17 protein-coding genes are annotated in these 19,664 nt (G+C 42.0%); 10 read left to right on the top strand and 7 right to left on the bottom strand.

Annotated features, from left to right (window positions below; genetic code table 11):
- Positions 1 to 53: 53 nt before the first annotated feature.
- The 4 genes from AK825_RS09735 to AK825_RS09720 all read left to right on the top strand — a co-directional run bounded on the left by AK825_RS09735 (position 54) and on the right by AK825_RS09720 (position 3,904).
- Complete coding sequence (locus tag AK825_RS09735; RefSeq protein ID WP_068036734.1) at positions 54 to 1,445, top strand: cyclopropane-fatty-acyl-phospholipid synthase family protein; 1,392 nt, start codon at positions 54 to 56, stop codon at positions 1,443 to 1,445.
- A gap of 74 nt (positions 1,446 to 1,519) precedes the next feature.
- The gene (locus AK825_RS09730) at positions 1,520 to 1,930 is read left to right on the top strand and encodes a DUF2177 family protein (RefSeq protein ID WP_068036731.1); all 411 of its coding nucleotides are present in this window, start codon (positions 1,520 to 1,522) and stop codon (positions 1,928 to 1,930) included.
- Between the two features lie 157 nt (positions 1,931 to 2,087).
- A complete protein-coding gene (locus tag AK825_RS09725; RefSeq protein ID WP_068036729.1) occupies positions 2,088 to 2,651 on the top strand; it encodes an acyl-CoA thioesterase in 564 nt (187 codons plus the stop codon).
- Positions 2,652 to 2,800: 149 nt separating this feature from the next.
- Positions 2,801 to 3,904: a cation diffusion facilitator family transporter gene (locus AK825_RS09720; protein ID WP_068036727.1), complete on the top strand. Its 1,104-nt coding sequence runs from the start codon at positions 2,801 to 2,803 to the stop codon at positions 3,902 to 3,904.
- A 224-nt stretch (positions 3,905 to 4,128) separates the two neighbouring features.
- On the opposite strand, the gene dps is transcribed toward AK825_RS09720, so the two are convergent.
- Positions 4,129 to 4,611: a DNA starvation/stationary phase protection protein Dps gene (dps, locus tag AK825_RS09715; RefSeq protein WP_068036726.1), complete on the bottom strand. Its 483-nt coding sequence runs from the start codon at positions 4,609 to 4,611 to the stop codon at positions 4,129 to 4,131.
- Between the two features lie 375 nt (positions 4,612 to 4,986).
- Positions 4,987 to 5,343, bottom strand: a complete 357-nt coding sequence (locus AK825_RS09710; protein ID WP_068036725.1) for a GFA family protein — start codon at positions 5,341 to 5,343, stop codon at positions 4,987 to 4,989.
- Between the two features lie 231 nt (positions 5,344 to 5,574).
- On the opposite strand from AK825_RS09710, the gene uvrB reads away from it, so the two are divergent.
- The 4 genes from uvrB to AK825_RS09690 all read left to right on the top strand — a co-directional run bounded on the left by uvrB (position 5,575) and on the right by AK825_RS09690 (position 11,169).
- On the top strand, positions 5,575 to 7,689 hold the full coding sequence (gene uvrB / locus AK825_RS09705) for an excinuclease ABC subunit UvrB (RefSeq protein WP_068036724.1): 2,115 nt from the start codon (positions 5,575 to 5,577) through the stop codon (positions 7,687 to 7,689).
- Positions 7,690 to 7,916: 227 nt separating this feature from the next.
- Positions 7,917 to 8,969: a histidinol-phosphate transaminase gene (locus tag AK825_RS09700; protein ID WP_068036720.1), complete on the top strand. Its 1,053-nt coding sequence runs from the start codon at positions 7,917 to 7,919 to the stop codon at positions 8,967 to 8,969.
- A gap of 249 nt (positions 8,970 to 9,218) precedes the next feature.
- Positions 9,219 to 10,271: a histidinol-phosphate transaminase gene (locus AK825_RS09695; protein WP_227514048.1), complete on the top strand. Its 1,053-nt coding sequence runs from the start codon at positions 9,219 to 9,221 to the stop codon at positions 10,269 to 10,271.
- Between the two features lie 553 nt (positions 10,272 to 10,824).
- Positions 10,825 to 11,169 (top strand): hypothetical protein, encoded by a 345-nt coding sequence (locus AK825_RS09690; protein WP_068036716.1) that lies wholly within the window; start codon positions 10,825 to 10,827, stop codon positions 11,167 to 11,169.
- Between the two features lie 207 nt (positions 11,170 to 11,376).
- Here AK825_RS09690 and AK825_RS09685 read toward each other — a convergent pair whose 3' ends face one another.
- A complete protein-coding gene (locus tag AK825_RS09685) occupies positions 11,377 to 11,766 on the bottom strand; it encodes a hypothetical protein (RefSeq protein WP_068036715.1) in 390 nt (129 codons plus the stop codon).
- 224 nt (positions 11,767 to 11,990) lie between these two features.
- Here AK825_RS09685 and AK825_RS09680 point away from each other — a divergent pair, with 224 nt between their 5' ends.
- Positions 11,991 to 14,042, top strand: coding sequence for an autotransporter domain-containing protein (locus AK825_RS09680; RefSeq protein ID WP_068036714.1), 2,052 nt, complete (start codon positions 11,991 to 11,993; stop codon positions 14,040 to 14,042).
- Positions 14,043 to 14,204: 162 nt separating this feature from the next.
- On the opposite strand, the gene AK825_RS09675 is transcribed toward AK825_RS09680, so the two are convergent.
- On the bottom strand, positions 14,205 to 14,720 hold the full coding sequence (locus AK825_RS09675; protein ID WP_068036713.1) for a hypothetical protein: 516 nt from the start codon (positions 14,718 to 14,720) through the stop codon (positions 14,205 to 14,207).
- Positions 14,721 to 15,037: 317 nt separating this feature from the next.
- Here AK825_RS09675 and recJ point away from each other — a divergent pair, with 317 nt between their 5' ends.
- Complete coding sequence (gene recJ, locus AK825_RS09670) at positions 15,038 to 16,936, top strand: single-stranded-DNA-specific exonuclease RecJ (protein ID WP_068036711.1); 1,899 nt, start codon at positions 15,038 to 15,040, stop codon at positions 16,934 to 16,936.
- A gap of 45 nt (positions 16,937 to 16,981) precedes the next feature.
- Here the strand turns inward: recJ and AK825_RS09665 are convergent, their stop codons facing one another.
- The 3 genes from AK825_RS09665 to AK825_RS09655 all read right to left on the bottom strand — a co-directional run bounded on the left by AK825_RS09665 (position 16,982) and on the right by AK825_RS09655 (position 19,605).
- Complete coding sequence (locus AK825_RS09665) at positions 16,982 to 17,647, bottom strand: trimeric intracellular cation channel family protein (protein ID WP_068036706.1); 666 nt, start codon at positions 17,645 to 17,647, stop codon at positions 16,982 to 16,984.
- Between the two features lie 117 nt (positions 17,648 to 17,764).
- Complete coding sequence (locus AK825_RS09660) at positions 17,765 to 18,400, bottom strand: trimeric intracellular cation channel family protein (RefSeq protein ID WP_068036705.1); 636 nt, start codon at positions 18,398 to 18,400, stop codon at positions 17,765 to 17,767.
- A 131-nt stretch (positions 18,401 to 18,531) separates the two neighbouring features.
- Entirely contained in the window at positions 18,532 to 19,605 is a 1,074-nt protein-coding gene (locus AK825_RS09655; RefSeq protein ID WP_068036703.1) for a multidrug resistance efflux transporter family protein, read from the bottom strand.
- Positions 19,606 to 19,664: the final 59 nt, after the last annotated feature.

The raw sequence follows: 19,664 nt of genomic DNA, 5'->3' as shown, positions 1-19,664 counted from the left end.
CGTCAATCCTAATAGAAAATTTCCGCTTTAAAATATAAAAGGATAATAGCACGATGCCAGCAAGCCCAACCGACCGTACACCTACATCAAAACTAGATAAAATTACTGCGCGTTTAAGCAAAACGGTCAGTAACAACGCTATCTTAAAGCCAGTTAATAAGAGTGTAAATTACTTGGCTAGAAAGGCAATATTCCGTGCGCTTAGCTATCTTCAATTCGGTAGCATCACTTTGATTGAAGATTTTGACGAGCGAGCACCGAAGACAAACAGCTTCGGTAGCAAGCAATCAAGCGTAATAAGCAGCTCAGCAGTGGGTCGGCACTCGTTAGACGTTACTCTGACAATTCATGATAGTAATGTCTATCGTCGATTATTATTTGGCGGCTCTATTGCACTTGCCGATAGCTATATTGAGGGTGAGTGGGATACTGATGATTTGACTGGTTTAATACGGCTGGCTGCACGCAATTTAGCAGTGCTGAACAGTTTGGAAAATCGCTTTGCAGGTCTAAGTAAAACCTTAGAGAAAGCCAAGCATCAACTGCGCGGTAACGATCAGGCTGGCTCCAAATCTAATATTCTAGCGCATTATGATTTGGGTAATGCCATGTACGAGCGCTTTTTAGACCCGACTATGATGTACTCATCAGCGGTATACATGACACCTGATACAACGCTTGCAGAGGCACAGGAGCATAAGCTGGCACTGATTTGTCAGCGTTTACAATTGACGGCTGATGATCATGTCATTGAAATCGGCACAGGCTGGGGCGGTTTTGCGATTTACGCGGCCAAGCATTATGGCTGTCAGGTAACGACGACGACCATCTCTGACGCTCAGTATCAGGAGGCGCATCGCCGAGTCGAGGCGGCAGGACTGTCTGATAAGATTACTCTGCTTAAACAAGATTATCGTGAGCTGACAGGGAATTACGACAAGCTAGTAAGTATTGAGATGATAGAGGCAGTTGGTCATGAATATCTGCCAACGTTCTTTGCTAAATGTAATAGCTTACTCAAGCCTACAGGACTGATGGTGCTACAAGCCATCACCTTTAATGATCAAGATTATGAAGATTATCTAGAATCGGTCGACTTTATCCAGACACATATTTTTCCTGGTGGTTGTTTGCTATCCAACCAAGAGCTAAATACTCAATTTACCGAACAGACAGACATGGTCATTAAGCAATTGCATGATTACGGCTTTGATTATGCTTATACATTGCGCGATTGGCGTACTGCTTTTATGGCGCAACGTGAAGAGATTAAAGCGCTCGGTTACGACGAGGCATTTATTCGTTTGTGGGAATTTTATTTCTGCTACTGTGAAGGCGGCTTTTTGGAGCGTACGATTGGAGTAGTACAGGTAACAGCAGTTAAGAAGGACAATATCGATTCGCTGCATTTTTCTGATTCGCCAGCAGCCCTGGTGTCAGCTTAGGTATAATTAGCGTAATAATAAGCAATGCTGCAAGCGTGTCTCATGCTTAGTTACCATCATAAAAGGATATTATCATGGGTTATGTATTTATCTACCTTGCTGCGGTTGTCATATTTTTAGGTATCGACGCGGTCTGGCTTAAGACTATGACAGGCTTATTCTATGAAAAGCGTATCGGACACTTACTCGCTGATGAGCCAAATATGGTCGCGGCTGGCGTGTTTTACATGTTTTATCTATTAGCTCTCTGCATATTGATTCTTTACCCGCAAATTAAAGCAGGTGCTTCGATCGGTCATATTTTTTTACTGGGCGGGTTAATAGGACTAATGGCTTACGGTACTTATGACTTTACCAATCTTGCGTTATATAAAGGCTTTACGTTAGATACTGCCTTAGTGGACTTCGTATGGGGCGGGTTATTAACAGGTTCTGTCAGTGCTATTGTGGCATGGCTGGCTTATCGTTTTCACTGGCTGAGCTAGTTAAATTGACAGTGATGAGTAGCTCGAAATATTGATTAACCGCTGATGCTGACCGACCGGACACTATCATAAAGCTGTCATAAAACAGCTGGTTTGCGTTACACTATTGCCAATTATGCACGCCACCTTTAACTGATAATAGCGAACTGGGAAAACTATGCCACAATTAAACACCACTTCAACGGCCAAAAAAGCCCCATTAAACCATGAGCTCTATATGTCGGTGCTAATGACGCCTGATATGGCAAACTTCATTGGTAATGTACATGGTGGTGATTTGCTTAAAATGCTTGATCAGGTCGCTTATGCTTGTGCCAGTCGTTATAGCGGTAGTTATGTGGTGACGCTGTCCGTCGATCAAGTGATGTTCCGTGAGCCCATTTATGTTGGTGAGCTGGTCACCTTTGCCGCGAGTGTCAATTACGTGGGCACAACTTCTATGGAAATTGGTATTCGCGTTGAAGCAGAAGATGTGCGCGCGCGTACCATTCGCCATACCAATAGCTGCTATTTCACCATGGTAGCTATCGATGATAATGGTAAGCCGACACCTATTCCGCCGCTTGATATTAAAAATGCCATGCAGCAATGTCGCTTTGATGCAGGTTTGGAGCGTAAAAATCTGCGCATGAATAGCTCACAACGTCCTAGCTGTGATATCGATGAAATGATTGGAAATTCAGCCAGTGCCACTAGTGATAATGCTAAAAAAAGCGACTGATTACTTTAGCTTACACTAGGCCACATCTCGGACTGGGCTCGCTTTTATTTTAAATAACAAAGTATCTGTTGTTCTAGACAGCAAGGTAACTGCCATAAACCATATAGTAAATATAGTGATTAAACCTTCATTATTTTATTGAGACTATTATGAGTTTGAAGCCCTCAAAAACCAATCTACATGGCCGTATTAATAGCCAGTCAGCGCCGCGCGGTCACCGTGCTCGCGGTGCTGGTAATCCCACTGAAGAGTCCAATTCTAGTTCTGCTCCTGATAAGGCCTCTAACTTTGCATCTAATAACGACGATCAACATTCTGGGTCATTAGTTACGGTACTGATTGCAGTCGGGGCAAACCTTATCATTGCTATTGCAAAAACAGTGGCTGCATTTATGACTGGCTCTGCCTCTATGATAGCGGAGTCAGCGCACTCTTGGGCAGATGCGGGTAACGGCACCTTATTAATTGTCGCAGAAAAAAAGGCGATTAAACCTGCTGATGAAAGTCATCCGTTAGGCTACGGTAAAGAGTCCTATGTGTGGTCAATGATTGCCGCTTTTGGCGTCTTTATGGCAGGTTCCATCGTTTCTATTTATACAGGCATCACCGAATGGAATGCTGCTGAGAGTGAAACTAACTACACTATCGGCTTTATCGTATTAGCGGTAGCTTTTGTACTTGAAGGTTTTTCGTTAATACAAGCTTACTTACAAAGCAAAAAACATGGCAAAGCGATTAATGTTAGCGCCATTGGTTATGTTGTTAATACTTCAAACCCAACTTTACGTGGTGTATTCTTTGAAGATTTGGCGGCTGTCATTGGTTTGGTTATTGCTGCTGCGGCGATGGGTATGCATGCTTATACTGGGCAGCCGTTTTGGGACGCACTTGGTTCCATCATTGTTGGCCTACTATTAGGAGTAGTAGCCATCTTTCTAATCAGCCGTAACCGTGATTTTTTAGTCGGATATAAAGTAACAGATAGCATACACAATTATGCGTTAGTCGAGCTGCTCAATCATCCTGATATCGATAGTGTCTCGTATCTGCATTTAGAGTGGGTCGGACCCAAAAAGATATTTATGGTAGCGGCAGTAGATATTGCCGGCAATCAAAAAGAAGAAAAAATCGCACAAAAATTCGAAGATATTGAAAACCAGTTCCGTGCAGATCCGTTATTTCAAGAGGCTATTCTGACACTCTCCGTGCCCAATGCCGAAATTTTGAGTCTAGAAAGTAGTGAGGCTGTCTGATATTTCTGTCAAACTGGTAGATAGCAATTATCAAAGCTGACATTCTAGTAACTTTTAAAACGCTGAATAAGTATTACTGAGTGAGTATTTAAGTTTTAAACGACAGGCAAAAAAAGGTCACCAATTACGGTGACCTTTTTGCATTCATATTCAGTTTTATACTAGCTTTTATGTATCAAATTTTTATATATCAAAGCTATTAGTTAGCTAAGTTTATAAAAAATTTATGATTTTGGCGCGTTTGCACCGATGAACCAAGCATCTTTGTCAACGATACGGCTAATTTCAGTTAACAGGTCAGCGGTATCTTCATCACCAGCGTCGCCAGCGGTATCGATCGCTTCACGCAATGATGCTGCAATTGTCTTATAGCGATTGGTCAGCTCACGAACATGTTGATCAACTTCAGTAATGTCAGTTGGATAAGTTTCTAAGATAGAGTCCTCAACCACACGCTTAGAGATACCATTGGCTTTACCGCCAAGGATAACAATACGTTCAGCGACAGTGTCAAAAGCCTCAGTCAAACGACCATAAGTGTCATCTAATAACTGATGTACACCGATAAAGCCAGTACCTTGTAGATTCCAATGACACTGTTTACTGTCCATGCTTAAATCGATTAAGTTGGCTAGATTAGCGTTTAGTAGATCTACCATTTTTTTAGCAGTGTCGTCATTTATACCACTTGCGTAACGTTCTCTCATATCTTGCTCCATTATTTAGAGTTATTTTATTGAGTTTAGAAGTTTTACGATAAATAGTTCTTTATTAATATATTTCTTAAGCAGAAATGATGCATTACCTTTTACAATCAGTATAAAACCCTGACTAACATTCTGCTTGGGTGTTGCTCGTTAATTCATTAATGATAATAACAGCTTAAATCGATGATTGAACCCTCAAGCGTTAGGCTTTATTAAGTGGTCGTGTAATGACTTTGTTAATCGTGAAAAGCTTTGTAACGCTAGAAGAAAATATAAGACTATTTAATATGGATTTAATGCGCATGATGATTACTTTTTGGCCGTGGTGATGCCTTTCTCAGCAAATTTATCGAACAGTTGTTGCTGAGTAAGATTTTAAGTAACGTTAGCAAATTCGTAATATTCAGGTTTTTTATCGATAAATATTTGGCTAGCAAAGTTAAGGTTGGCATGTTCTTGGAATAGTCCTAGTGACAATACATAAACCTCAGAACCAAGTTGATGGTAATACAGATTAGTGCCACATTTATTACAAAATGCACGCTCAGCCCACTCAGATGATTGATATACAGTTATCGATTCCTGACCTTTAATATTAGGCTTTGATTGACTATGTACCGCCATCAAAGGTCCGCTGCCCCAGCGCCGACACATTCCGCAATGGCATGCCTCAAAAGTATTGATGTCTTCTACTTCAATCGTTATATTGCCGCACAAATAGTTGCCTTTCATAGTATATTCCTTGGTTCGTTATGTTTGATAATTAAGATGCTCTATCGATAAAATATACCTGAATATCCAACCTCTTTATTGTATATTTTTACGTCTTAATCACTAGATTAGCCGTCAGTCAATCCTAGCGATAAAACCTGCAATTATCCTTTAAAAAGAGTAGTTTGACCCCCATATTGTTTTAAACCTTACCTCTTATAACCTTTTATAGATATCAGGAAGAAAGCCATTATGCGAATGCCTGAACCGCGCTCGTCGCGTCAGTTAAACCAATTGGCCACTCAGCTCCAAGGCGAAGCTGAAATTAGTGGTGTCAATGCGTCAGGGACGCAAATATCAAGTCGTGCCTTTGAGATGGTTACGGACTTTGAGCCAGCAGGGGATCAGCCGCAGGCGATTGAAAAATTAGTCAAAGGTATTAATTCTGGCATGGATGAGCAGTTGTTGCTTGGTGTTACTGGTTCTGGTAAGACTTTCACTATGGCCAAGGTAATCTCTGAAACTCAGCGTCCAACCATTATCATGGCGCATAACAAGACCCTAGCTGCACAGCTATATGGTGAGTTTAAAGCGTTCTTTCCGAATAATGCGGTTGAGTACTTTGTCAGCTATTATGACTATTATCAGCCCGAAGCTTATGTCGCCGCCAGCGATACCTTTATCGAAAAAGACAGTGCTATTAACGATCATATTGACCAAATGCGCTTGTCAGCAACGCGGGCATTATTAGAGCGCCGTGATGCGATTATTGTCGCCTCAGTATCGTGTATCTATGGTTTAGGTGATCCAGAAAGTTACTTGAAAATGCTACTGCATATCGTCGTCGGCGACAAAATAGATCGTACTGCGACCATTAAGCGTTTGGTTGAGATGCAATATACCCGTAACGAGCTGGACTTCGGGCGTGGTACTTATCGATTGCGCGGGGAGTTATTAGACATCTATCCAGCTGAATCTGAGCAGCTGGCTGTGCGTGTGCATCTATTTGATAATGAAGTCGAGAAAATTACATGGTTTGATCCACTGACTGGTAAGACGGTACGCAAGGTGCCACGCATTACTATTTATCCAAAATCGCATTATGTGACCCCGCGTAATAAACTAGAAGCGGCCAGTCATACTATTCGCGCGGAGCTTGAGCCACGTTTAGAGTATTTCCGCGATAATAATAAGCTGATTGAAGCGCAGCGTCTTAAAGAGCGCACACAGTATGATCTTGAGATGATTCAACAGCTCGGCTACTGTAACGGCATCGAGAACTACTCACAGCATCTCTCTGGACGCCCATCAGGGGAGGCGCCGCCTACCTTGTTTGATTATATTCCAGAGGATGCGTTACTGTTCCTCGATGAGTCGCACGTGACCGTTTCGCAAATTGGCGCGATGTATAAAGGCGATAGATCGCGTAAAGAGAACTTGGTCAATTACGGTTTCCGCCTACCAAGTGCGATGAATAACCGCCCGATGAAATTTGAAGAGTGGGAGCGCATCAAGCCCAAAACTATCTATGTGAGCGCCACGCCAGCCTTGTATGAGTTAGAACACAGTGAGCAAGTAGTCGAGCAAGTCGTACGTCCAACCGGTCTGATTGATCCAGAGATTGAGATTCGTCCCGTGCTCACGCAGGTCGATGATGTGCTGTCGGAGATTACCAAACGCCGTGAAAAAGACGAGCGTGTACTTATCACTACCTTAACCAAGCGCATGTCAGAGGATTTGACCAGCTATCTCAAAGAATACGATGTCAAAGTCGCGTATTTGCATTCGGATATCGATACCGTTGAACGTATGCAGATTATTCATGAACTACGTACTGGCGTGCATGATGTGCTGGTCGGCATCAACTTGCTGCGTGAAGGTTTGGATATGCCCGAGGTATCATTGGTGGCGATATTTGATGCGGATAAAGAGGGCTTCTTGCGTTCTGAGCGTGCTTTGATTCAGACTATTGGTCGTGCCGCGCGTCATATCAATGGTAAGGCTATTCTCTATGCTGACCGTGTCACCAACAGTATGCAAAAAGCGATTGAAGAAACGGATCGTCGCCGTGAAAAGCAGGTCGCTTTTAACCTTGAACATAATATCACGCCAAAAGGCGCGCGCCGGAGTATCACAGATAAAATTGATACTGGCGATGATCTCAATGCCAATGATAATGAGGTGATTCCAATCAAGAGTCATCTGCCGGATGTCGATATCAGTATCTTGCGCAGTCCTGATTTGCTTGCCAAAGAAATCAATCGTCTTGAGAAGCTTATGAAACAGTTCTCGCGTGATCTAAAGTTTGAGGATGCAGCGAAGACAAGAGATAAAGTGCTGGAGTTAAAAGCGCATCTGGTGCATTAAAGGGTTTTGATAACTGTTTAATCGTTAAAAATAGGGCGAGTTACGAAGTTGACTCGCTTTTTTATGGTCTGCTAAATGCTTGAAATAAGATAGCTTTTTGTTGGATAGGATTAATAACTAAAGTTTGGGGTTTAGAAAACTTGTAATCATACCAAATGCCACTTAATATGATATCAATGATTAAATTTGATCTTATTATCCACTGACATTTAGGCGTATCGTCCATCATGCAAAATAATAAAATGATAGAGTTAAATGCAAACGAAAACTCGCTAGGCATGTCAGATTCTGCCAAAAAAGCCGTTACAGAATCTTTAAGTGAAGGTTTTCGTTATCCAGATAATCCACGCGCTGCACTCATTAGCAAAATTGCCACCATTCATGGTGTGGCAGAAGACCAAATCTCATTAGGCAATGGCTCGACTGAAAATATGCGAGCTACCATTCAAATGCTGCAACATAAAGCATTCAAAGAGGGCAGAGAGTTTCAGATGGTAATCCCTGTGCCAACGTTTGATTGTGCAGAGATGTATGCAAACTCCATTGGGGCGTCCGTAGTCAAGATACCATTAACTGCCGAAAACTATGACCTAGATCTTCAACGTCTGCAAAAAGCTGCCGACGAGTTTGACGGGATTAGTTTACTTTATCTTTGCAATCCTAATAATCCAACCGGAACCATTACATCAACGAAACAGCTTAAAACATGGATAGGTAACTCACCAGGCAACCACTACTTTTTATTAGATCAAGCTTACTTAGAATACGTGAATGACCCAAGCTTTGAGAGTGGGGTTGAGTGGGTAAAACAAGGATTATCAGACAATCTTATTGTGATTCATACTTTCTCAAAGTTATGTGCCTTGGCTGGTATGCGAGTGGGCTATGCAATTTCTAATCCGCAAGCCATTGAAGCTGTTGAAGCGTTTATGTCTATGGATAACACCAACTTATCAGGTGCGGTCGCCGCCATTGCGACGTTAAATGATGCAGAATTTTTAGAGTTAAGTTTGCGCACGACCAATCAGTCGCGCCAGATGATTGAAACCGTATTAGACGAGCTTGGACTTCGCTACTTGCCATCCCAAACCAATTTTATTTTTCATGAAATCAAAGGTGATTTAAAAACCTACATCGCTAGAATGCGAGACAGTGGTATTAAGGTCGGTCGCGAGTTTTCACCTGTCACGGGGTTCAACCGCCTAACGCTTGGCACGCCTGATGAGATGGAAATATTTATCAAAGTACTAAAGTCATTTCGTGAAAAAGGTTGGGTGTGATTGGTACTTTAAAAGATTAGTGAGCTAAACAGGACTAATCAATATTGAGAAAGGTGAGTTGCATATGTTGCATCTCACCTTTTTTATGGTGTGCTCAAGATTAAAAATGGTCTTTTTGCCTGTAAAAATTACTACCAAAAAAGTATCTCATGTTTGTTTATGAGACCCCCTTGTAATCAAATTCAATGCCACTTAATATGGCACCCATTCACTCCATCATTCACTTCCAAATTAGGTCTATTATCCATTGTGCATACTCATAACTTACTAGAGTTAAACTCTAACGAAAACTCACTAGGCATGGCAGAATCTGCCAAGCAAGCTATCCTACAATCTTTTGATATCGGGTTTCGTTATCCAGACGATCAACGCGCAGCCCTCATTAGCAAAATTGCAGAAATAAACGGCGTGACAGAAAGTGAAGTGTCGCTAGGTAACGGCTCCAGCGAAAATATCCGAGCCGTCGTGCAAATGCTACAAACCAAAGCTTTAAAAGCAGGTAAGCAATTCCAAGTCATCGTGCCTGATCCTACTTTTGCTTATGCAGAATTGTATGCACTCTCTATCGGTGAGTCTGTCGTAAAAGTGCCACTCACGCCTGACAGTTACGATTTGGATTTTGACAGCCTGCAAAAAGCAGCCAACGAATTCGATGGCATTAGCTTGTTTTATCTTTGCAATCCTAACAATCCAACGGCAACCATCACCGCAACGGATAAGCTGAGAGCTTGGATAAAAGAGGCCCCAGCGAATCACTACTTTCTATTAGATCAAGCTTATTCAGAATATATTACAGACCCAAGTTTTGAGAGTGGGGTTGAGTGGGTAAAGCAGGAATTATCAGACAACTTGATCGTCGTTCGTACTTTCTCAAAGCTATGTGCGCTGGCAGGTATGCGCATGGGCTATGCGATTGCTAATCCGCAAACGACCGCTGCTATCGAAGCTTTCATGTCCATAGACAATACCAATTTGTCAGGTGCAGTGGCCGTCCTCGCGACCCTAGATGACGAAGATTTTTTGGCGCGTAGCTTAAGTATCACTAATCAATCACGTGAAATGGTTGAAGCGACGTTAGACGAATTGGGTCTGCGTCATTTGCCTTCACAAGCCAACTTTATTTTTCATGAAGTCAAAGGCAATGTAAAAGCCTACATGGACAGAATGCGAGAACATGGCATTGTGGTCGGACGCGAGTTTCCACCAATTGAAGGTTTTAGTCGCTTAACACTCGGTACACCCGATGAGATGGCAGTGTTCATTAAAGTGTTAAAGTCATTTCGTGAGAAAGGCTGGGTGTGATTGATGATGTACAAGAGATTAATTAGCACTAAAATTAACACTAAAAAAGGTGAGTCGCATAATTTGCAGCTCACCTTTTTTATTGGAGTGTAATAATGGCGCTAATCCTACCATCCGCTATTATGTTGTTCTATATTTCCTTTTCCTACATAGTAATGCCATTTTTTAGTGACTCTGATACCACTATTAACAATTATCCCTGATCTTACTAACAGCACACGCAGTTTTACATTTCCTATCTTAAAAAAAAGCGTTGTCTCTTATAAAATAGTTAGATAAAGCTTTATTTATCAAAGATTTGAACAAATGCTGGGTCAATCAATGATTAGCCTTATAGTTGGTGGACTCTAAAGGATAACGAAACGGATACTTTATGAATTTAAGTATAATAATCTATATAAAACTCATGATAGATAAAGTGATAGATTTTAAAGGTTGTACGTCTGTTGTATTCAATTGAAGGTAGGTAGTAGCGAGTCTGTATTATAAGCAAACTTGTGTGAAAGTTATTTTAGATTGATTTTATAAAAATTTAAACGTTAGGGATATATCTATGTTTGATATTAAGTCGTTTTTAAAACGAGAAGTAGAAAAAAAGCTAATTGATGTGGATGATTATATTTTCATGCCTGAACGTGTAGAGCTGGTGATTGAGAATGGAGAGTTAAATTGCGTATTAAATAGTGATGGTCGAGTCGATATCTTTTATACCAAGCAAGGTGTAACTGAAGTGAGATCAGCAGCTCGTAAACATCCATATACGCCTTTTGAAAAAGAGTTAAATCATGGCATTTACGACGACATCATCCAAGATTTAATCAAAGAAGTTGATAAAGTTCTTGATGGTAAATCCAAATATTTTCGTAACAAAATTCTGCCTCTAGCAGCCCCTTTGTAGCCAAGTTAATCTATAACAAATAAAAATTAAGTCTTTTGACCTCAGGTATTTTCTTTTGATAATGGCTATATTTAGGGTGTTAGGCAGTGTGTTGTACGGTTTTACGCAGTGTATTGTACATAATAGGGAGTAGGGTGCGTCAAGATTCACCAACGCACCCTTTATTAGCGTCTTTTTCTGAGCAAAATCGTTGTTTAGTGATGCTTCTTATTTAACAATACTGCCGTAGCAGCTCTGCAACGATTTGGCGACGACTTTTGCCACTAACTGTGTACGGTATGCTGAATCTATAGCAGCGTTACCCAACTCAACAATAGTAACTTGTTGAGGTGCTTGCTCACTCACACAACCACAAACTTTACTTTTTACCGCTTCTTCTTGTGTCTCAGTCATGGCAGCGCTGGCAATACGCCAAGCACTTTGATTTTCAATCTGACTGCGGCATTGGTTATCAATAGCTGCCTTGAATACGTTCATACCGATTTCGTTCGCTGTACCCATCGCAGTGCCCGCATTAGTATTTACGCCACCTGTGGTTGTACATCCAGCTAGGGCGAAGGTAGCAAGCATAACGGTTGAAACTAAGATTTTTTTCATGGTTTTCCCTTCAATGTTTTCAGTTGTGTTTGTAGCTTAACGGACTATAGCAAATAAACCTCCAAACCTGAGATTTTTATAGCTTGTAAATGATGTTGTTTTTAATTAATTTTTATTATTAGTCACATTTATTTAGGGCGTGTTGAACATTCATAGATAGGCTCTGCCATTAATGTCAGTGCTATGGTCGAATGTGAAATATGTCTCAACCAAGGAGCGGTGCAATGGCTATTAAATTATCACAACTTACTTTGTCAGTGGTTGCAGTGCTAACCGCATTGACAGGGACACAGACATGGGCGGACGCTGAATATGGGGCTTATGGCACAGAGACAGCGTTAACACTTGCTCGTAACTACTCTGGAAGATATACAGGCTCTGATACAGAATCACAAGCTGCCAATTATATGCAACAACGTATGACTATCGATGGCAGTAACAATCAAGTTGATCTTCGGAATTTTGATTTTATCGCTCCGTATGGATTATTCAAAGACCAGCAGCTCACTAGTAATAATGTAGTGGTGACTCAATCAGGAACGGCTGATACCGACAGAACGTTATTTATAGGGGCGCATTACGACTCTGCTGTAGCCTATCCAAACTACCAAAACTTGCAAGCCTTGGATGACAATGCTTCTGGCGCTGGAGTATTGTCAGAACTGGTCAGAAATTTGAATGGTATCGAAGCCGAGCATGACGTTCAACTCGTCGCGTTTGGTGCTGAAGAAGGCGGGCTTAACGGCTCAAAAGCTTTCGTTGAGGCATTGAGCGCAGCAGAAAAATCAAATGCGCTAGGTATGGTTAATTTAGACAGCTTAATCACTGGCGACATTATGTATGCCAATGCAGGTCGAAACGCGTATGACGATAACGGTCAAGAAGTGGCTGCTAATGTGAGCTTGCGTGAAAATGCGCTTCGTATTGCAAAAGAGCTGGGCATTGACTTCCAAGTTAACCCAGCCATTATTCCACCAGGTGAAACTGAGCCATACGAGCCTTATGGTGTCGGTTGCTGTAGTGACCAAGAGTCTTTCGATAGTGTTATGCCGGTAGTCGCATTTGAAGCGACAAATTGGAGCTTGGGGCCTTATTATGATGGTTATACGCAGACTGACAATCCAAAAATTCCAGATGGTTATACGTGGCACAATCCTGCATTAGACAATGAAGAGGTGCTGGTAGATGCCTTTGGTGAGGCGCGTATTGCTCAAAGAATGGGTGATTACTCTCGTATTATTACTCGATTAATCGTTGAGCAAACCAATGCAGACATCGTGCAATCGATGAAGAGTGCTATTAATCTGCAAAATACGATGAGCGAGCATTTAAAAAACAACGCTACTGATTCACATTCACCAGTGTTTGAGCGGGCCAATTTTCTCGCTTTAAACGCTATTGATCAACCTGCATCTCTCGATTCTGATTCGAGTACTCATGTCTGGGTTGATGGCTCTCAAAGTTATATAGATACTGAGGGTATGGAAAAGGGCAGACGGGCACAGATTGGTCTATATGGCGAATACACTCTACAGCCCAATTGGCGAGTGGGTGCAGGCTTGCTGGCTGCCAATCAAGACAATAAGAGTATGGAAAATAGCATCAAAAAAGACACGAGCTATGGTGTTCAAGCTTACTCTTTACTGGGTGGCAAAAACACACCTTGGTGGAATACCACGTCTTTGAGCCTGTCTCAACATGATTTAGATACCAATAGAACGGTAAGATTGGATGGGAATGATGGTATCAATATCATCAATAATAATGAGCGTGGTAGCGTTGATGCTGATGTGTTTAGCGCACACAATGAATTGGGTTATAATTTTATTATTAATAAAAATGTCGCCCATGGCGCTTATTTAGATCTCAACTATAGCCAGATCGACATCGATGGTTATACCAGTGGCAACGCTAACTCTCGTACTGCTCTCAATGTTGACGATATCTCTAATGATGCGTGGGATTCAGAGCTTGGTTACCAATTACAGTATCGTTTCAATGTGGCGGATACGCCCGTCAAGTTACAAAGCAAGCTTGCCTACGTGCATGTCATTGAAGATGGCTTGATAGCTAATTTATCAGCGACTGCTTTAGCTGATGGTCAAAAGAGAGAGGTTAGAATTACTCAAGATAATGATGATAATTACGGACGTTTTGACCTTGGTGTCAGTAGCAAAGTTCACAAGAACGTTTATGCTTATCTAAACGGGGACACCACCTTTGCACGTGACAATAGAGACAGTTCAGTACAACTGGGTTTGCAGTATGAGTTTTAATCTTGGATAAGGTCTGTTTTATCAATATTTTCTGAATGCATGCTGTACTATTATAGAGATTATAAATGCTATTGAGCTTACAAATACTTTAATTACCATTAAAAAACCAGCTAAGACAAATTATCTTAGCTGGTTTTATTTTTATGCGCTTATCTAATAATTTTAGACATTTTTACCATGTTGTTTTTTCTGAATGTCTTTCGCTAGTTTATAACATTCATTAATATGGTCATTCGCGATTTTTTTGAAAATCATATAGCCCATGGTAGCTGCAACCATTTGACCACCAAGAGGAATAAACTTAGTTACTTGCTTGGCAGCGATACGACCACCAAAGCCTTGTACAGTCTTTTTGACAATACCGCGTGTCGCCATGAGACCAGCGAAATCGACAGTACGATCTTTTAAAGCACCCCAATGTACAGCACGCGACTCTAAATCGACTGCTGATTCACGACCTTCAATCAGGCCAAAGCGTTCGCTAATTTGAGGTAGTAGCTGGGTAAGCATACCTGCATCAACCGCGACATCAAAGAATGGTACAGGGACGACGGCGACACCAGCTGAATATTTGGCGCGTTTTTTGACCAATTTTTGGCAGTCTTTTTTTACTTGTTCTAAGTCTAAATTTGGATCAATAGTATTTGGTAGTTTTTCAGCTGCTGGAGTGGTTTTCATAAAGCTTCCTTATAGATGAATAAATGATAAAAAACAAAAGAGCAAAAATTCAACAGATAGCAAGTATCTCAGATGGTTACCATTTTATGGATTTATAGACGGCTTACAATCATTGCTTTGTATCAAAATGCAGAAAAATAAGGTCACTATGCACAGTTTTTGTAAATAACGCACCGTATTGAGTAGAAATTTAACCTGTAGAAAGTTCGCGAAGCGCCGAACGTAATCAATTTTGGGCAACCATGCATCATGTACCATAGACTGAAGCGCTATAAATTCCCGTTGTGACCATCTAACAAAGCCAGTAGAATACGCTCATGCTAAATTTAACCCCCCGTTATACCAGCACTCGCATCGACGAGTTGCCCACTGCGTTGCAACCACTTGCCGCTCAATCATTTACTCTGGCTCGCCTGTATGCAGGTCGCGGTATTACTGTGCCTGATGAGCTTGAGACAGGATTGTCTGGTCTACTGCCAGCTGAGATGCTACATGGCGTCACCGAAGCAGTGCGTCTATTAGACGTGGCCATTGATGAAGGTCAGCGTATCCTTGTCGTTGGCGACTTTGACTGTGATGGCGCGACCAGTACCGCGCTGATGATGCGTGCGCTCACGAAGATGGGCGCGGTCGTTGATTTTTTAGTACCAGATCGTTTCAAATATGGCTATGGTCTGACGCCAGAGATTGTCGAGCTAGGTATTGAAACCTACAAGCCAGATATGATAGTTACTGTCGATAATGGTATCTCAAGCCATGAAGGTGTAGCGCGTGCGAAGGCTGACGGCATTATCGTTATTATCACAGACCATCACTTGACGACTAAAGAGACACCACCTGCAGAGGCTGTGGTCAATCCCAATCAGCTCGATTGTGATTTTACTAGTAAGGCATTAGTAGGGGTTGGGGTTGCGTTTTATGTACTTGGACGTTTAGCAAAACTGCGCCGTGAAGCAGGTAAGTCCACCGTACAAGTCAGTCAATATTTAGACTTAGTGGCGCTTGGCACGATTGCAGACGTTGGTGTCCTTGATAAAAACAACCGTATCTTAGTGCATCATGGGTTGACCGCTATTCGTCAAGGGCGCTGCTGTTTAGGTATCTTGGCATTGCTCGAGCAAGCGGGTCGAGATCCCAAGCAATTACACGCGCAGGATTTTGGTTTCGTTTTAGGCCCGCGTATCAATGCTGCTGGACGTATGGATAATATGCGCATCGGTATTGAGTGCTTATTGACTGAAGACTGGAGCACCGCGCAACGTTTGGCGCAGGAGCTTGAGCAGCTAAACCGTACCCGTCGTCATGTAGAAGGCGAGATGCGCGCACAAACGGATAGCATTGTGCAAACATTGGCGGCTGATGATGATCTTGAAAACAACGATCTTGAAAACAACGATCTGGAGAATAGCAGTTCTAATAACAGCAATCTTGACGCAAACAATGATGAAATTATTCCTCATGATGAATCCAAACATAATAGCTCTGCTAAAAACAAACCTGTCAGCAATGGCAATCGCAGCATTATTTTATATCAGGATGATTGGCATCAAGGCGTCATCGGTATCGTCGCCGGACGCTTAAAAGAAAGTCATTATTTGCCTAGCATCGTCTTTGCACCTGCTGATACAGAGCGTACTGGTGATGATGATGCAATCAAAGGCTCAGCACGATCTATTGCTGGCGTGCATATTCGTGATGCGATTGAACAAGTAGCGGAGCGCTATCCTGAATTGATTACTCACTTTGGTGGTCATGCGATGGCGGCAGGTTTGACCCTCAAGCGTCGTAACTTTGAAGCGTTTGTGACAGCGTTCAATGAAGTCATGGCAGAGATGGATGATGAGGTATTCGCCGAGCAGAAATTCACCGATGGACCACTACAAGCAGGTGACTTTAGCTTATGGTTCGCTGAGCATTTAGCCAATGCCAGTATTTGGGGTCATGGCTTTGCGCCGCCGATATTTGACGGCATATTTGAAGTGCTGAGCTTTAAAGTCTTAAAAGATAAGCACCTTAAACTGTCACTGCGTTATCCTGACGTGCAGTATCCGATTGAAGCGATTTATTTTAACTTTGATAGTAGCGCTTGGGATTACCGAGCTGAAAAAGTACACTTGTTATTTCAGCTAGACATCAACGAATGGAATGGTAAACAAAGTTTGCAGCTTATGGTAAAAGATTTAGCGCTCGTCAAAGAGACTGTAGAAGTGAGCTAGGGCGTTAGCTGTATTGGCAGTTGCTGTATTAATAGTTGCTAGGCTTTAATACTTCCATTCGAGTGTCGGAAACTGCCAGTCATAACGAATGGCAAGCATCCTTAAGGTAAAGATAGTACTCATAGCAGAGATATCAGCAACCCATTCAGCTACGCCTAGGTTGTGTAGCGCAAAGTAGAGAATGCCACCAGTTAGTGCTGCGGTAATATAAATCTCCTGCTGGAGCACTAACGGAATCTCGTTGCAGATCATATCGCGGATGATACCACCGACAATAATCGTAATGACGCCCAGTAACAATGCTACGGGGACATTGGTTCCCATACTGTCGGCAACTTTGATCCCGATTAAGGTAAAGGCTGATAGACCAATCGTATCAGAGAGTTTTAAAAACTTATCGACCCGTCTTGAATTGGGATGAAAGAATATCTGCATCGCTAATGAAGAGATAGTGATGACCGTAAGGTAACTCATGTCCACCATCCAAAATAGCGGATGACGATCCAAAATCACATCACGTACCGTACCACCACCGATTGCCGTCACTATCGATACCAGTAAGCAGCCAAATACATCGAAGTTTTTATGTTTGGCTAATATCGTACCCGAAATACTACAAGCAACAATGCCGATCATATCAAACAGATATATCAAAGAGCGTGGGTCAAAAGTGGTAATCAATTCCGCGGGATCCAGGGCGATAGCCAACATGGGTGATTCTCACTAAGTTCTTAATTATTAAAAGGTATGATTGCTAATAGTCAGTATGTTCAACAGGAAAAACAGAGCAGTTTGATTCTAAGATTATGCAAGATTTATTCTAATTAACTAATCAACCAAGCGAATAGAGGGCAGATGCCAATCAAAGCGCAACGCTAGCATACGCACGGCAAAGATAACGCCAAGCATGATAAATTCATTCAATCCTGCATTTACGCCCAAATTTTCAAGCAGCAAATAAGTCACTGATCCGGCAATACTTGCAGAGATATAAATCTCACGCTGCAGTACCATCGGTATCTCATTACAAATAATATCGCGCAGCATACCACCAATGATAGCGGTCCAGACCCCCATCATAATTGCAATTAGCGGTGACATGTCTTGGTTTAATGCAACTTTAAAGCCAATAACGCTAAATGCTGCTAAGCCAATCGCGTCAAAAAGCTTCAGTGCGTTATCAATCTTGTGATACAAATGAAAAAAGATTTGCAGAATTAAGGAAGTCACAGTGATTACAATCACATAATTGAGATCGGTCATCCAAAATAGAGGATGGCGATCCAATGCCATATCACGTAGCGTACCGCCGCCAATTGCATTGACCATAGATACGAGAATACAGCCAGCGATATCAAAGCCTTTATGCTGAGCCAGCAAAGTTCCGGCGATAGCACAAGCAATCACGCCAACCATATCGAGTAAATAGAGTAAGATATCAGGAAAAATCAAATCATTAGTCATGATTGTATCACCAAGCACTCACTATCAAAGTTGATGGAACGCTCTAACTTGAGCATTATTTAATACTAATAACTTATCTTAGATAACGGGTATAACTTTTGCTAAGTGGTCGGATAAGATTTAAGCGTTTTTTAACCATCTTTTGCAAACAATACCAATCCTAGCATAATCAGTGCAATGCCAATGAGCCCCATCGCTGAGGGTATCGCATTATTCAATAATAATATACCGCCAATTAAAGCAAATATCACCTCGCTGGCTTGGGTCGAATCTACCCCAGCAACCTCACTTGACGTTTGCGCTTGACCACGCGCATACAGAAAGATAGTGGTCGCTGCTACTCCTGCCAATAGTGCTACTAATAAAGTATTAAATAGTTGTGAAGTATCAGGCAATTCAGGCCGCACTATAATGCCTGAAAGTAACCAAAACGGCAAACTACCCAAAGTCGTTAGCCATACTTTATTAAAAGCATTTTGCAAGAGTGAGGTTTCGATAGCAGGAATGCGTGCAATCAGGGTTTGGAGAGTAGTTTGAGATTGGACGGTAATGGCGCTACTTTGTTTAATAGCGTCGTCTGCTAAGGTTTTATATTTCGCAGCATCACGCTTATCAGCGTTAGCTTTTTTCGCGTTGTAAGAGACTTGCCAGACTAATTGATTACCAATGGGATAGCTAAAAGCGGCAATCAGCGCAGGTAACGCGCCGTAGAGTAGCATTTCTGCCATTGGCGCAGCATTGATATCTGTTACAGCAGCGGCACGTAGGCCTTCACTGACGTTGACTAGCACCACACCGATAAATACTAATAGCGCGTAACCAATAAACTTTTTATCAAAGCGCTGTCCAAAGGCCAACAGCACGAGCAAACTGGTGACGACAGTGAACATAAATGTCGCCGCAACGACCCAACCTGCGACATGGTCAGCGGCATAGCAGATGCCCGTATAAAATAACCCGAAGCCAATACTTCCGGTCACACACCAAAAACCCCAATGCTGACAAAAAATAGTGGTCAGCTCTTTAATGCGACCAAAACCATATTGCATCGTAATGATAACGGTAATGATAAGCCACATAAAAATATAACGTAGACTTGCCGACCAAAACCAATGACCACCGGCTGCACTCATCAGCTCGTTTAAAATAAACGTCGAGCTAAAAAACGCACCAGCCAGTAGGCCTAACAAAATTAATCTGACCATTCCTGTGTCCTTACAGCTGGCTGGTATATGCTTTTAAGTGTGTGGGTTGACTATTATAA

The organism is Psychrobacter sp. P11G5 (genome assembly GCF_001593305.1).
Lineage (GTDB): Bacteria > Pseudomonadota > Gammaproteobacteria > Pseudomonadales > Moraxellaceae > Psychrobacter.
The sequence above is the reverse complement of the archived record's forward strand: the minus strand, read 5'-3'. Positions and strand labels throughout refer to the sequence as shown.